The organism is Pectobacterium sp. 1950-15, from assembly GCF_037136835.1.
Classification (GTDB): Bacteria; Pseudomonadota; Gammaproteobacteria; order Enterobacterales; family Enterobacteriaceae; genus Pectobacterium.
Genome location: NZ_JBBBQR010000003.1, coordinates 252,987 through 267,511 on the forward strand (window position 1 = coordinate 252,987; position 14,525 = coordinate 267,511).

Below are 14,525 nucleotides of genomic sequence, written 5' to 3' on the forward strand. Positions count from 1 at the left end.
GCGGTAACAACTAATCGGGCTGAATGAAGTCCGTAATTGTATCTGCGACCCAGTCCAGATCGGGAGGCGTAAGGCCCAGTAATTCACGGATGGGGTAGCGCACGGACGAGCGTCCTATTTTGTCAGTCTCGCCGAACTGGTGAACATGGGCGATGTGGGCTGCATGACCACTGAAACCAACCGCTGCGCTATTGGGTGATGTGTCGATGCGTAAAAAACGGACGGTTCGTAGCTTGCGGAACATTTTTTCTTTACGCGCCGGTGCAGTGGAGACGCTGCTGACGTTAATACTGAGGTAGCGATCGATGTCGGCACGCAAAAACGAGCGTAAGCCACCTCGCCCCACATCAAAGCCCGTAATCATTCGCTCACCGCTGCGGCCTTTGCTGCTATGCCAGTTACGCAGCTCTCGCACTTCACTTTTCCACATAAACCGGACACCGCCTTGTGTGCGGCGGGCTTGCCTTTTTCGCCCCTCGTAAGATGAACCATCAGGGTTCTGTTGCTGTGCTATCCGTTGTTGCTGGCGCTTACGCAGGCCCGTTGCAATCTGCCGTGATAAACGACGTCGCTGATTAGCCGCCAGGTGCTCAACAACGGATTGCAAATACCCATCCAGTTCCTGAAACAGTGCATCGTTCTGGCTCATCGCTAACCCACCGTCGAATCATGAATGACGGTGTTGGCCATATCGCCATTTGTCAGCAGTGACCATCCGTCCATACCTTCCATCGGGTCGGGAGGTGGGTCAGCCCGATGACGAACATTGATTTCGCCAGTCTCATCACGGGTAACGATGACCGCCTCATCAGCCTGAATACGGATCAATAAATCGGCAGTGCTATTACTCAGCAAGTCAGCCTCAAACGTAATCCCCGTTTTACGCCGTTCTGGGTTAAGCAATAAGTCCGGTTGATAGACCCGCGCCCACATCAGCACCGGAACCATCAGCGTATCGATAGAATGCGGGTAGTCCATCGCCAGCACTTCCAGCGTATAGCGATACTCAAAGGAGGCGGAACGCGCACCGGTACTGATTGCATTACCCTTCTGCACATAGACGACCAGTTGATCAGGATTTTCACGCAACCACGGCACCTGTTCGCTAATGATTTTTCTCAGCAGTTCCGCTTTTAGCATGTTGTTGCTCTCTCAGTTGTTCAGCCTGGCGAATTCTCGCCTTATCGTGGTTGGCACTATCCAGCGCAGCCAGTAGCAGGCTATTCCAGCTAACCGACTGGCCGTAGGTCAGCCGGTTATTGACTATCGCGCCCTGCGGCAGCGGTATTACTGTCGGTTCGGTTAGGTTCGCTGGCAAGGGAACGCACGCTATTGGCACGTAAACGGTTCGCGTAGTCGAGCAACGGCACAGCAGCGCCATCAGGCACAAACTCATCAGCACAGACTTGACCGGCCAGTGCCTGATTAATCGTCTGGCTGCGTGTATCGGCATCTTGTTGTATCCGGCGTTTATCATGCTCAGCCTCGCGTGACAGGGTGTTGAATACCAGGAAAGTACGTTGCTGATTACTGATAATGCGCTCGGTACTGTCCCGCTCGTTGATTAACCTTGTCACCTCACCCGAAAGGCGCTGTGATTTTTGTCGGTAGTGGTCAGCCAGTGCGATAGTCGTGATAAACAGCAGCGCGGCGGCTAATGTCGCTATAACTTTTCCAGACATATCATTCTCTCGGCCTCGCGGCGGTTGGTTAACCCTTGCCAGACCCGCCCAGCGGCTTTGTTCCAGCGGCGTAATTCGTTACATGCGCCAGTGATATCGCCACGATTCAGTTTTTTAAGCATCGTCGAGCGCTCAAATGCACCCGTCCCGACGTTATAGATAAAACTGGCTAGTGCCGCGCGCTGTAACTCACTGAGTGGAACCGTAACGAGCCGATCGATGGCATGAAACGCGGGCTGTAAATCCTGCTGTAACAATGCGTCGCACTCAGCATCTGTCTTGTAGTCACCGGCTTGTACATCACCGGTATGGCCGTAGCAAATCGTCCAGACTCCCGCGATATCACGGTAAGCAGCGTTCTCTTTACCCTCAAAAAAACCAACGAACACAGTGGCTATTGCCAATGCACACGCGGTAACGACAGGAATGATTCGCTGTTTCAGTGCTTCAGGTAACATCACGACCTCTGCGTCCTGTTTCCTGCCCATTCATCACGCGCAAAGCATCCAGCGTTTCAGGCAGGTTTTCATGATCAACTTTCCTGACCAACTCACGCATTAAGTCTGTGCGCTGTGCCTGGTCACGCTCTATGTTCTTTTTGTGGTTCCGATTCACCCAAAATGTGAGCAACCCGATAGCAATCCCTATTAGCGTTGCCCAGTCGCTCAGCGTCATTCGTCCTGCGGTTGCGATCAGCGTGGCAAGCAAGTAGGTGATTGCCGATGCCACGCGATCTGTCGTTAGTCCCATAGCTGTATGATTTCCTGTTGTGTTGCCGCAGCGACATCAGGCAGCGTGACCAGCAGGCCAGCGGGTAACAATGGCCCACGCTCACACAATCCCGGATTGGCCGCGTAAACCCCTTCGGTTACGCCGTCTGTTCTGCCGTAATAGCGCCAGCACAGCAGGTCGACGGTGTCATTTTGCTGCGCACGAACGTCCATCAGACCAACTCAGCCAGGCCACGATTAACACCGAGAATGTCGCGGATAGCCCAGCGTCCGTCGCGCCACAGCGTGTCAATCTGTGAACTCAACGCCTCTGCGTGCTTTTCCCCCTCGCGCGTGGTGTCAATATCGCGATAACCCTCGATCAACAGCGCTTTGGTGATGGAATACACCGCACGGCGGTAGCGCCAGACCAGCACGGATTCGCCATTGATCTGGTCGATTTCGTCAGCGCTTTCTGACTTAACATCAGACAGGAAGACAACGCCGCGCTGCTCCTGACCGCGTCGCCAGTCGGCCAACTGACCGTTAACGTGCGCAACCGCTTCGATGGCTTTATCCATCAGGCGATCCGTTGTCACCTGACCATCAAGACGCATCGCGCGACGCAGAGCAGACAGGACAATCACCGGCCAAAATGCCTGGCTCGTCACTTTCGCATCACCATCGTTGATGGCGTCCTGCGTGACCGGCCTTACTGGCTCTGTTGCAATCAGGCTCATAGCGTTACCTCAAAAGACAGGCGGTGGACGATGCAACACGACACAATAAATTGCTCGCATTACGCCGTGCCGCCTGGTGCGCGGGGGCACGTTCGGTTACTGCGCGCTTTTTCTGGCGCGTGGTGTCATAGTTCGTGATGCTTTCACCGCCGTCGATTTACGCGGCGCTCTCGTTGCTTTGGCTGCGGGTTTGTCGGCTGGTTTATCCGCAGGTGGCGTAGGTGGGGCATTCGTATTTTCTGCCCCTGCCTCAGTTGATTTCTTGAGTGCTCGTCCCAGTAGTTCGATATCGCGTTTAACACCGATCCCATCAAACAAGGTGACCGCCCGTTGCAACCAGTCGCGCGCGGCGCTCAGTTCGTTATTATCCAGTCGCAGGGTGTACCCCAACGTCTTGTAAAGTTTGGCACGTACCTGGTCCGGCATGTCTTCGCCAGCAGTAAGCTGTTCCAGCCACAACAGAAGGTCAGCAGCCAAAGGGACGGCGTTTGTATCAGCCTTAAATGCTGCCAGTGCCGGATCACAAATCTCATCAACCAGCGTGGTGGCAACGGTGCGCTTGTACTGGTCGGGCATCGGCAGGCGATGACGCAGGACATAATCAGCAATACGCAGCGCATCGCTAATCAATCCGGCATCAATCGCCCAGATCATGATGGTTGTCAGCACTTCATCAGCCTGGCCGCTATCTGACGCCAAGACGCCATTAACCCAGCCCTGATAATCGGGCAACAGTTCCCGCTTCAGTTCGGCCTTTGTCGCGGCAGATTGCACCTGGCTTAAACGGGATTTATCCATCCTCAGCCGATGCAGTTGCTGTTCGTAGGCGGTACGCTCAACATCACCGCCGTTTGATTTGCCGTGGCGTTGAGCCATGACCGTTTGAAAATGTCGCTGCGCAGGTGTCAGCATGATGCCCCCTTGATGCAGGCCGAGTGTTATCCGGCCTGCTTACCGTTGAAATTAGCCTTGCGCCGCTTTAGCGAACGTAATGCCCTCAATCAGACATCCCGTGCCGTAGTCTTCAATGACATAGGCGTCATTGGATGACTCATAGGTCGCAATACGATTGCGTTCAGGTTCATCACGCACGGCACGGCGCTGCTTATCTTCCTGCCAGTAGATCGACAGATTGCTAAACGGTGTCACGAACATGCTGCCATCAGGGAAGGATGGCGCAATGAAGGTGGGCAGATTGCCGATCGCTTTACGCGATACCAGCAACTGACCGGCCAACGCTTCAGAGTTAGGATTGTTGGTATTGATGGCGTTAATCAGCGGGTATTCTTTGCTGACCATGATCTGACGGCCACAGATAACCACTAAATCTTGTGATGACTTAAACCACTCATCCAGCAGTGAGTTAACGGCGTCATAGATCACGGCGTCGAGGTTGCCGTAATCCCCCTTAGCGATGACTTTATTTTCATCATCACGGCTGGTGACGGTGATGTTGTTCATCACGCGCTGTGCGGCATGAAGGCGATATTTCTCCAGCCAGCCGATATTCACATCTTGCAATAGCGGGTTGGTTGCCAGATCGGATTTAGCGGCACGCGACGTACCGTTAAAGCCAATCATGATGCGATCGAGCGCTTTTCGTTTGATGATCTGATTACTAATTCGCTGCTGAAAGTCGGGGAACTTGGCCCACATATCCAATTGTGGATAGCTGATAAAGGTATCCGTATTGGTTTGCTCGCAGCGGAATTTATCATCATCCAGCGTGTGAACAGATTTCGGTTCACGTCGCTCCGTGGTTGATGTGTTCGAGCTTGAAATAGGGCCGCTGATACCTAACCCCAGCTTTTGCCCCTCTTGATCAGATACACCGGTGATGTTGATTTTTTGCAACAGCTCGCTGGATTGCTGAACTTTATCTTCCAGCTTTTGCTGGATTGATGGCGCAACACTGAACTGCTTGGTTACGTGATCAGGTTGTACGCCGTTAAGCTCTGCCTGGCGGTTAATATAGGCGTCGAACAACACGCGGGTTTCGTTCTTCATGTTAGGTTCCTGCAATATTCGGTTTAAAGGGTGATTAGCAGTCTGCTAACACGACGTTGGATTGCTGATTGCCGCCGCTGGCCGGTGGGCGCTGGCTAAAGTTGCCATCCTGTCCGGCAAGCTGTGTTTTCAGCTCGGTTAATGATTGCGTCAGCGTTGCCACGCTGCCTTTCAGTTCGGTGTTTTGCGTCTGTAAGGCACTGAATGCTTCGGTTTTGTCCAACAACTCACGCTGGCTTTGCGCGATCAGTTCAACAGCCTGTTTCAGCTCACCGTTTTCTTTATTGAACCGTTGTTGACTGCCGGTTAGCAGTTCCGTGATGCGGGAAAAGAAGTTTCTCCCAGCGTCGCCAGTCGGCGCATCGTCTTCAAATTCCAGCGTGATGGGCGTATCCGCGGCAGTGAAGAAACACTCAGGGCTGGTTTTACGCCCATCCAACGGGCCTTTTCCGCCGCACTTGGCGTTAAACTCCAGAATGCCGACGCCCAGACTGGCGGGATCGTCCGTCATTCCCAACCCCATCAGATAGGCTTCGCCGGTGTCAGCGAAAGAGGGATGAATTTCAATACTGGGGTAAATCTTCTGGCGCTTTGTGTTCAATGCCACCATGTCATCAGTGGCATCAATCTTGATTTGTAACGCCAGCTTGCCTTTGAGCGGCCCGTCCTGGATCTCAAACTCGCTCACTTCTTCCACGTCGCCATACGCGCGAAAATCGCTGGTTGGCGAGTAACCGCGAATGTGCTCAAGGTTCACGCGCGCACCGCGCACCTGTTTGTTGAAGTTTTTCGCCATTTGCGAAATATGCACGCGCTCAAGGATGCGGCCGTCGCAAGTTGCGCCTTCGACTGCGGCCAGAAACGGTTTTGAAATTGGCATGTAATGCTCCGGTGATAACAGGGTGACTGTCTGATACCCCTATCATCGCCACGCTTCACCGCAGGCGCTATCGGTGCGGGTTGTTGCTGAACCACGACAACAGGAGCCGATATTTTGCCGCGCGCGGGCGCGATAGCCTGTATGCATGAATCTACTTCCCGATATCCGCACCGAAGCCAAAAGCCTTTACTGGCAGGCTTATAGCATCCCTCAAATCGCTCAGCGGCTGGGGGTGAGTAACAACACGCTCTATTCATGGCGACGTCGAGATAAGTGGGATGACAGCACGCCGATCCAGCGGGCGCAGGAGCGCACGGAAGTACGCTATTTGCGGCTGATAGAGAAAGACGACCTCACGCCGCATGACTTTAAGACCATCGACCTGTTAGGGCGTCAGATGGCACGTTTTTCACGCGATGAAAGAAAGGAGCAGGAAAAGGAAACGCGGAAGAAAGCGCCAAAGAACCATTTTACGGACGAACAGATCGCAGAGTTGCGCGCCCTGGTACTGGAATCACTCTACGAGCACCAAAAGCGCTGGTACAAAAAACGCAAGCAGCGTAACCGCGCGATACTGAAAAGCCGCCAGATAGGCGCGAGTTGGTATTTTGCGCGTGAAGCGCTGTTGGATGCACTGGAAACCGGCACTAACCAAATTTTTCTGTCGGCCAGTCGGGCGCAGGCGTACCAGTTCAAGCGGTTTATTCAACTGCTGGCCTCCAGCATTGGCGTGGAGCTGAAAGGCGGTGACGCGATCGTGCTGTCGAATGGCGCAACGCTGTACTTTCTCGGTACGTCAGCGGCAACCGCGCAGAGTTACACCGGCAATCTGTACTTTGATGAGTTCTTTTGGGTTAGCAACTTTCTTAATCTGCGTAAAGTCGCGGCGGGGATGGCGACGCAAAAAGGGTTGCGCCGCACGTACTTTTCCACGCCATCAAGTGAAGAACATGAAGCCTACACGTTCTGGACAGGGGATTTCTTTAACAAAAGCCGCCCTAAAGCGGAACGGGTAGAAATCGACGTTACCCATAAGGTACTGAAGAAAGGGTTGCTGTGCGGTGACAATATCTGGCGGCAGGTCGTCACCATCCATGACACGTTAGAGCAAGGTTTTGACCTGGTTGATCTGGATGAAATTAAGTCTGAAAACAGCCCTGACGATTTTGAAAACCTGTACGCCTGCCGCTTTGTCAGCGTCGGTGAGCGGGCTTTTGACTATACCGCGCTGATTAACTGCGGTGTGGATGGCTACAACGATGACGTCTGGCCGGACTGGCGACCGTACACACAGCGGCCGTTAGGTAATCGCCCCGTATGGATAGGCTACGATCCGAGCGGCGACAGCGGCACAGGTGACAGCGCCGGCCTGTCTATCGTGTCTCCTCCCGCCGTTCCAGGCGGCAAATTCCGTGTGATTGAGGTACGGCAGTTACGCGGTATGACATTTGAAAAACAGGCCGAAGTCATCAAGGAACTGACCCACCAATACAACGTTCAGTTTATCGGCATTGATAGCACCGGCAACGGCAGCGCCGTGCATCAGCTTGTCGTCAAATTTTTCCCCGCCGCCGTGAAATATCAATACTCACCCAGCGTTAAACGCGAACTGGTACTGAAAGCCCAAATGCTGATCCGTGCGGGGCGCTTTGAGTACGACGCGGGGATGATGGAGCTGGCGCGGTCTTTCATGACAGTGCGGAAATTTGTTACGCAGGGCGGCATGACGTCGTATGCATCAGACAGGACAAAAGGCAGCAGTCACGGCGACATAGCATGGGCAACCATGCACGCCTTACACAATGAACCAATCGGCAGCGAGTCGGGCGGTAATGATGGATTTATTCAGGAGTTCTAACCATGTCACGTAAGAAACATTACTCGCGCACGGCCAGCCAACACAGCACAGCGACACAGACACCCGTAACAGGGGAACTGATCCAGCAGCCGATTGAATCACTACAGTCTTTCTCGTTTGGTGATGCACAGCCCATTATGGACAGGCGCGACCTGCTGGACTGTATGGAATGCGCCAGAAATGGCCGTTGGTATGAACCACCGATCAGCACCTACGGTCTGGCGCGGATGTTTGACGTTGCTGTGCATCATCAGTCTCCGATACTGTTTAAACGCAATGTCATCATGTCCTGCTACGAGCCGCACCCACTTTTATCACGACAGGATGCCAGCGCCTTTGTACTCGACTTTCTGGTATTCGGTAATGCCTATCTGGAACTGAGAAAGAACCGTATCGGCCAGGCACTGAAGCTAAAGCATACCCATGCTAAGTACACCCGGCGCGGGGAGAACCTGGATCAGTACTGGTTTGTGACGTACTACGCCAACGATCACGAATTCGAGCCAGGCAGTGTGTTCCACGTTAAAAGCCCCAGCATTCACCAAGAGATATACGGCACACCTGAATATATGGCGGTAATCCAATCAGCGATGCTGAACGGCGAAGCCACATTGTTCCGGCGTAATTACTACATCAACGGGAGCCATGCAGGGGTGATCGTCTACCTCACCGATCCCATCACCAACAATGCTGACGTTGAACAACTGAAGAAGTCGCTGAAAGATGCGCGTGGTAATGGGGCATTTAAGAACCTGTTTGTTTACGCGGCAGGCGGGAAGAAAGACGGCCTGCAAATCCTGCCATTCAGCCAGATTGCGGCCAAAGATGAGTTTACCGGCATCAAGGATGCGACCCGTGACGACATGTTAGCCGCGCACCGTGTCCCACCTAATTTAATGGGGATTATGCCGAACAATGCAGGGGGATTTGGTGACGTGGAGAAGGCCGCGAAGGTGTTCGCCATCAACGAACTCATGCCGATAATGGAAAGCCTGAAAGAGCTTAACGACTGGCTGGGGATCGAGGTACTTCGGTTCAAGCCTTATGCACTGGCCGAAGGTGCAATGTAACCGCGAAAGTCATTCAAAACCATTCACCTAGCCATCAAACATCAAGCCGGACAGCCGCAAGGTTGCCCGGTTTTTTTACGTCTGCGTCAACGCGCCTGAATGCCATTCTGAGCGACGCATCAGCCGAATGATGCCGTGATTGACTGAGTTCGAAACGGCGCAATGGTGACGTGGTGAGGATGCAGCAGCATATGAACCAGTACACCCCTCATATCCCCCTCAGCGCGCGAGGGTTCCCCCGCCACTCCCGCACACGAAAATAGCGCGTTTTTATGCAGTTGTGCAGCAGGGGCAAACCCGCGCCAGATCTGGTGCGTGAAGGGGGTAATAGCATCAAAAAAATTGTGCATTAGTGTGCGGGTTTGCGCAGTGATAAAATCCGTTTCTTATGAGCGTATATTTTCTTGTAATGCTACAATTTTATCAGTGAATGCAGGATGCTGACCTGCGCGCCATAGAAGCGTTTCGTGGAAAACGAACAAGCCGGAAAACAGATTCATTTAGGTGAATCCCCGACGTTCTAATAGAATGCCGTGGCAGCACCGGCCACTAGAAAAAGCCGCCATTATTGGCGGCTTTTCTCTTATTTATCTGCGTCAACTCCATTAAGCGCAGTCATCACCGCCAGCCGTTCCGCGGGCGTCATCGCCCGATATTTTGCCGCCCATCTTTCTGCTTTTCGCTTGATGCGCTGACGATCGATGTAGTTCTTACCAGCAAACGCCGAACTAAACGCCTCGCCCTCAGGGTAATTCATCCACAATTTTTCCGTCCTGACTCCACCGCGAGTCATTACCTGAAATTCAATAGAGCGCCAGTCGTGCAGCAATTCATCGTAAAGCGATGATGGATAACCAGAAATCATCACGTAATACGGGCATTGCCGCAGAATAGCGATCAACTCACGATGGTCATCAACCGTGTATTCATGCCGATAACGTGCGTTTCCGGTTCTGGTTTCAGGCAAATACGGCGGGTCTGCGTAAATCAGCGTGCGACCCATCACTTCAAAGTCGTGACTTTGCAGAAAATCAACAGCATCCTCATTGATGATCCGTAGCTGCGTATCAAGTGTGTCCACAAACTCAGGATTGAACTGACAAAACTCCTCAATGGTTATCTGGTCAATATCAACACCAACATTCAGCCGTGCGGGCGGCTTATTCAGCATGACTGCGCCGCCGCCCAGGTGAGTTTCAACGTAAACATCATGCGGTGGCATGTTAGCGATAATTTTCTGATACGCGCCTGACGCGGCCTTGCTTCCCAGATATCCCATTTTTTTCCCCTTGTGGTACCGCATAGCTATTTTCATCTATGCTGAAGCCCGTCATTTCTGACTGTGATCGATGCGCTGGCCAGCACAGCCGGTTATGACTATGAAACGTCACGTAACATGGCGATACGGTGTAGCAGCGCCGCCGCTCTGTCCTGATATTCCACATCTTTTTGTTTCTTTGTCGGCGCGCGATACAGACAACCGTCAGCGCTGGCAACGTAGGCATAACCCGCGAGCGTTATCGCGTTGCCGGTTTCCAATCGCCGCACCTCACCGGCGCTGATATCCCAGCCCAGCGAACGGGCAAAATCTGCAACGCTGGCGCGCCAGTCGTCCGACCGCTTACTAACAGTCTGTTTTTCAGTCTCTTTATGGGGCTGAGTTGTGGACGAGTGTTCTTTATGTCGCCGATCCGGCGGCTGTGATCGGAGGCGATTGAGCAATCCACGCCGCTCCGTGTCGGTCATGTGCTCAAAGTCGATGTTTTCTTGCTCTATCGTGCCGTCAATATCTCCCTCGGGCTGGTAGCAGCTCACATAGTCATCCCTAGCTATGCCGCATGGAATGCCTATTTTTTCATCGCCCGTAGAGTTATTGACAGAACTCCAAGTGCCGCCGGTGGGCGGCATAACAGCCAAACCACGTCCGGCGCTATCATTAACGCCTGCGTCTGCTGCCTGTTTTTTACGGATTTTCCACTTAACGAGACGGGTACAGATGCGCGATATCTCACCTAAGCGCGGGGAGAAAACACCAAAGATTTTTTCTGGTGTCTCGCCGTAGTCGTTTTGCTCGTCGGCATCCTCATACGCGATGCGCACTGTGTATAGCTCGCGCGGGATTAACACGCCGCCTTGCTTTTCGATGTAAGTAGCGAAACAGCCTGCATCAGCGGAAGCCAGCACGGCATCCATTGCCGGATCGGCTAACTGAGAAGCGCCGCGCTTGAAGGTTCCGGCTTCTTTCTGCACCGCGGTAAGTTGGTTCGCCAGTTTGCGCAGCTCACGCCAGACTGTGACGGGCGGCAGGCCGAACGGCTGAAACTGCCGGATGTTATGTTGAGATGCCCAGGCCATAGCAAACCGTGCGGTTTCGCGCAGAGGCTTTCCGGTTTCGTTATCACGTTCACCGTCAAGTGCGTAGCCGTCGATGTTTTTACTGATATATTTCGCAACGTAGGCAGTGGCGCTACCCTTCTTAGGATCAAGACGCTTCGCTTTAAAGCGCGCGCCGGTATTACGCCCCAGCTCAGCGCGGTCTACAGCGATGAAGTATTCACGCAGAATTTCAGTGATTTCTTTCCGGTCTTCTGGCGGCATGAATAGCAATACGTGCCAGTGCGGTGTTGAATCGTGATGCGGTTCGGCAACGCGAAAGCCATACGGGCGCAGGCCACGGCGGTTCAGTTTCGACATGGCTTTAGCCCATGTCTTACATAAATAGCGCTGACCATCGCGGGGGGATGTGTGATCCCACTTGGGATTTTGGTGCCCGCTTTGAATATTGGAGTGATAGCGGGACGGGCAAGTGATAGTGAGGAAAATCCCTTCATCACTGCGTGATATAGCAACCATTTCAACGCCCGCCATGCGCGTCATCAGTTCGTGACGGCGAATAACCGGATTGCTAACGCTGGCGTACACCATGTTTTCCAACGATGCGACGTTTCCGTCTTCATCAACCAGTTCATGCGCCTTAAAGAACTCACGATTTTTGCGGCGTTGTTCCTGCCACTGGTTCAACGCGTCGATACTGACATACGGCATACGCTTTTTGTGGATCACGCCGATGGCGCGGAACTGGTTTTCTCGCCATTCGCAGCGCAAACGCCACAACTTACGCCCCCACCATTCAGGGCTGATGATGCGCAGAATGGCGGAGCAAATACGTTTTTTTGATTCGTTATCGCCAATGATCACGCCCCAGCACGGCGGCGTTACCCGTAGCGCCAGCATTTCACGGCCCAGATGCCAGAAAAGCGACTGGATCTCGTCATTGGTCATATTAGCGGGCAAGGTGCTGCCGCATTCGGTTTCAAACATTTCCGTGATACTGGCTGCGATAGCATGACCGGCGTTAATCACTTCATGTTTCGTAAACTCGGCCAGATGCTGCCAGCGTGCGTGCCAATAACTGGCAAGCTCTGACGTAAAACCGTCACGCACACCTTGTTTGGCACGCACAGCATCAAGACGCAGCAGGGCTTTTTTCACGGTTCCCATGAAAAAGGCGCTGACGTGTCGCGGCTCGCGGTTGGCGCGTAGCCATTCTATTTTTTTTCTGTAGGTATCACGGATAAAAAACGGTTGTTCGAGCAAGCGCGCTTCGACACCTTCCGGCGTCTCCATCCAGTTTTGTAATGCCGCTTGATGCTCGTCCCGCTCAGCTTCTGCGAACTGGCGGCGCATCGTCAGTAACGTTGAATTAGGCTCGAAGTAGTCCAGCCGCGCGACGGCCTGATCGAAATCCAGATCGGAGAAAGCCGCGCGCGATACTAACCGCTTAAGATGCTGCTCGACGGCTGGATGCGGCTCGGTGCTATTTGCAGCAGAGGGATGAAATGAATCAGCGATCCCCTGTGGCATGGAGATCGCTGGACGTGGTGCATTCCACGGATGGGCCCACTGTGCGGACATTACTCACAAACCTTATTCAGCACGCCGATCACTTCTTTTGCGGCACCGCGCGTGATGCCGTTTGCGCTGATAGAACGCTGAACCGCGATTTCATGGAATTGATAGTGCTGATAAATCTCGCGCGTAGCAGGGGTATCACTGTTTGAGATAACGACCGGCACGCCGCGTGAAAGGTTTACGCTCAGCAGCAGCGCCGCTAAATCTCGGTGATGGTCGGAGGTAAAAGAAGCGTGGTGATATTGCGTAAAATTGGCCGTGTCGCTGGCTGGCAAATAAGGCGGATCGCAATAGATAACACTGCTTTTGTTTATCGCTTTCGCGGCCAACACTTTTCGGAAATCTTCCGCAATAAAGCAGGTTGTTGTGTCATTTGCTTTCTCAGCAAACAGCTTTATCTCTGCCTCTGGGAAGTAAGGTTTTTTATAGTTCCCGAATGGGACATTAAAAAAACCAGCGTTGTTATATCGGCAAATACCGTTAAAGCAATGGCGGTTCAGGTATAGGAATAAAGCGGCCTTTAGCAGTCGCTCATCTTCATGTATAGCGTTGAATGTGTTGCGATTGCGATAATACTCAGTTGGGCTATTACCGTTTTCGAATAACGCTTTCGCAGTATTAATAAATGGCTGAGTGGCATTCTTAGCCATCTGATATGTATTAATCAGATCGGCGTTAATATCAGCCAGCACATAACGTGGAAAGTCGGTATTAAGGAATACAGACGCACCGCCGACAAAGGGCTCAAACAGCCGATCACCCTTTGGCAGATGAGGCAGCAAATCAGGTAGGACGCGGGTTTTACCCCCAGCCCATTTGATGAACGGGCGGATCATAATTCACCGCCTTGATTCTGAACCAACCGAGACATAACAGCAGAAACCAGCGCCGCTTGGTTTACCGCATCATGTAGGGCGTTGTGCTGCGTACCAGTGAATGGGCGATCATCCACACACAGCGCACGGCCAACTTCTTTAATTGTTCTGACGTCCCGCTCATTCCAGTAATTCCACGGAATATCGATATCAGTACGCTCAAACGCAGACTTCAAGATCGTGCAATCAAAAGATGGGCTATTTCCCCATACCTTTAACGCTTTCAGGCTTTCAGCGTTATCAGTCAGCCAGTCGCTAAACGCGCTAAGCGCGCCCCAAATCGGGGTTGCATCATCACTAATTAATTCAGCACGGGCTTCTGAGGACTGACGCAACCACCACTTGATGGTGTCACCGTCTGGCACCGCGCCATTGAGCATGTCGTTTTCAAAATCGACGCGGCAATAGAATTGTTCACCCAACTCACCTGTTTTAGGGTTAAAGAACACGGCACCAATAGAGGCAATAGGTGCGCGGGGATTCTTACCCATTATTTCAATATCGATCATGACGTGGTTCATGCGATGATCTCCTGTGACGAGCGCTCGAAGCGTTCTGCTTCTTTGCGCAGCAGCTCGATAACCTCTGCTGCGGAATATTCTTTTTGCTGCGCGTGGAGGGCCAGCGCTTCCAGGCGTTGAGAAAACTCATAATGCTGGGATTTTTTTTCTTCCAAGCGTGCTTTCCCCAGCAGTGAAACAAGTACATCTACATCACTGCCAACGACTTGCATCTTTTTAACTTCTGCATTTCTCATCGTGATTTCCTTTTTTCAGGTAATAGAAAGCCCG

Annotated in this window: 18 protein-coding genes; 2 read left to right on the top strand and 16 right to left on the bottom strand. The window is 52.7% G+C overall.

The window, feature by feature from the left end; genetic code table 11:
* Positions 1-10 precede the first annotated feature (10 nt).
* The 11 genes from WCT94_RS05215 to WCT94_RS05260 all read right to left on the bottom strand — a co-directional run bounded on the left by WCT94_RS05215 (position 11) and on the right by WCT94_RS05260 (position 6,019).
* Positions 11-649, bottom strand: a complete 639-nt coding sequence (locus WCT94_RS05215) for a phage virion morphogenesis protein (RefSeq protein WP_336868339.1) — start codon at positions 647-649, stop codon at positions 11-13.
* Positions 650-651: 2 nt separating this feature from the next.
* A complete protein-coding gene (locus WCT94_RS05220) occupies positions 652-1,140 on the bottom strand; it encodes a phage tail protein (protein ID WP_336868341.1) in 489 nt (162 codons plus the stop codon).
* Positions 1,106-1,339 carry an Rz1-like lysis system protein LysC gene (lysC, locus tag WCT94_RS20810; protein ID WP_442955475.1) on the bottom strand — a complete coding sequence of 78 codons (234 nt, stop codon included), beginning with the start codon at positions 1,337-1,339 and terminating at the stop codon, positions 1,106-1,108. Before lysC ends, WCT94_RS05220 begins: the two co-directional genes overlap by 35 nt.
* A complete protein-coding gene (locus WCT94_RS05225; protein ID WP_336868343.1) occupies positions 1,257-1,682 on the bottom strand; it encodes a hypothetical protein in 426 nt (141 codons plus the stop codon). Before WCT94_RS05225 ends, lysC begins: the two co-directional genes overlap by 83 nt.
* Entirely contained in the window at positions 1,664-2,140 is a 477-nt protein-coding gene (locus WCT94_RS05230) for a lysozyme (RefSeq protein WP_336868484.1), read from the bottom strand. The genes WCT94_RS05225 and WCT94_RS05230 overlap by 19 nt, the downstream gene beginning before the upstream one ends.
* Positions 2,130-2,432, bottom strand: coding sequence for an HP1 family phage holin (locus tag WCT94_RS05235; protein ID WP_039490566.1), 303 nt, complete (start codon positions 2,430-2,432; stop codon positions 2,130-2,132). The genes WCT94_RS05230 and WCT94_RS05235 overlap by 11 nt, the downstream gene beginning before the upstream one ends.
* Positions 2,423-2,626, bottom strand: coding sequence for a tail protein X (locus tag WCT94_RS05240; RefSeq protein WP_180777721.1), 204 nt, complete (start codon positions 2,624-2,626; stop codon positions 2,423-2,425). The genes WCT94_RS05235 and WCT94_RS05240 overlap by 10 nt, the downstream gene beginning before the upstream one ends.
* Positions 2,626-3,132, bottom strand: a complete 507-nt coding sequence (locus tag WCT94_RS05245) for a head completion/stabilization protein (RefSeq protein ID WP_336868345.1) — start codon at positions 3,130-3,132, stop codon at positions 2,626-2,628. The genes WCT94_RS05240 and WCT94_RS05245 overlap by 1 nt, the downstream gene beginning before the upstream one ends.
* A 96-nt stretch (positions 3,133-3,228) precedes the next feature.
* Positions 3,229-4,044, bottom strand: a complete 816-nt coding sequence (gene gpM / locus WCT94_RS05250; protein ID WP_336868347.1) for a phage terminase small subunit — start codon at positions 4,042-4,044, stop codon at positions 3,229-3,231.
* Positions 4,045-4,095: 51 nt separating this feature from the next.
* Complete coding sequence (locus WCT94_RS05255) at positions 4,096-5,139, bottom strand: phage major capsid protein, P2 family (RefSeq protein ID WP_336868349.1); 1,044 nt, start codon at positions 5,137-5,139, stop codon at positions 4,096-4,098.
* A gap of 34 nt (positions 5,140-5,173) precedes the next feature.
* Positions 5,174-6,019 (bottom strand): GPO family capsid scaffolding protein, encoded by an 846-nt coding sequence (locus WCT94_RS05260; protein ID WP_336832123.1) that lies wholly within the window; start codon positions 6,017-6,019, stop codon positions 5,174-5,176.
* Between the two features lie 145 nt (positions 6,020-6,164).
* Here WCT94_RS05260 and WCT94_RS05265 point away from each other — a divergent pair, with 145 nt between their 5' ends.
* Positions 6,165-7,877, top strand: a complete 1,713-nt coding sequence (locus tag WCT94_RS05265) for a terminase large subunit domain-containing protein (RefSeq protein ID WP_336868350.1) — start codon at positions 6,165-6,167, stop codon at positions 7,875-7,877.
* 2 nt (positions 7,878-7,879) lie between these two features.
* The gene (locus WCT94_RS05270; protein WP_336868352.1) at positions 7,880-8,947 is read left to right on the top strand and encodes a phage portal protein; all 1,068 of its coding nucleotides are present in this window, start codon (positions 7,880-7,882) and stop codon (positions 8,945-8,947) included.
* Between the two features lie 583 nt (positions 8,948-9,530).
* Here the strand turns inward: WCT94_RS05270 and WCT94_RS05275 are convergent.
* The 5 genes from WCT94_RS05275 to WCT94_RS05295 form a co-directional block, all read right to left on the bottom strand.
* Complete coding sequence (locus WCT94_RS05275) at positions 9,531-10,226, bottom strand: DNA adenine methylase (protein ID WP_336868354.1); 696 nt, start codon at positions 10,224-10,226, stop codon at positions 9,531-9,533.
* A 98-nt stretch (positions 10,227-10,324) separates the two neighbouring features.
* Positions 10,325-12,862, bottom strand: a complete 2,538-nt coding sequence (locus WCT94_RS05280; protein ID WP_336868356.1) for a replication endonuclease — start codon at positions 12,860-12,862, stop codon at positions 10,325-10,327.
* On the bottom strand, positions 12,862-13,695 hold the full coding sequence (locus tag WCT94_RS05285) for a DNA adenine methylase (protein ID WP_336868358.1): 834 nt from the start codon (positions 13,693-13,695) through the stop codon (positions 12,862-12,864). Before WCT94_RS05285 ends, WCT94_RS05280 begins: the two co-directional genes overlap by 1 nt.
* Positions 13,692-14,255 carry a 3'-5' exonuclease gene (locus tag WCT94_RS05290; RefSeq protein WP_336868359.1) on the bottom strand — a complete coding sequence of 188 codons (564 nt, stop codon included), beginning with the start codon at positions 14,253-14,255 and terminating at the stop codon, positions 13,692-13,694. The genes WCT94_RS05285 and WCT94_RS05290 overlap by 4 nt, the downstream gene beginning before the upstream one ends.
* The gene (locus tag WCT94_RS05295; RefSeq protein WP_336868360.1) at positions 14,252-14,491 is read right to left on the bottom strand and encodes a DUF2732 family protein; all 240 of its coding nucleotides are present in this window, start codon (positions 14,489-14,491) and stop codon (positions 14,252-14,254) included. The genes WCT94_RS05290 and WCT94_RS05295 overlap by 4 nt, the downstream gene beginning before the upstream one ends.
* Positions 14,492-14,525 lie beyond the last annotated feature (34 nt).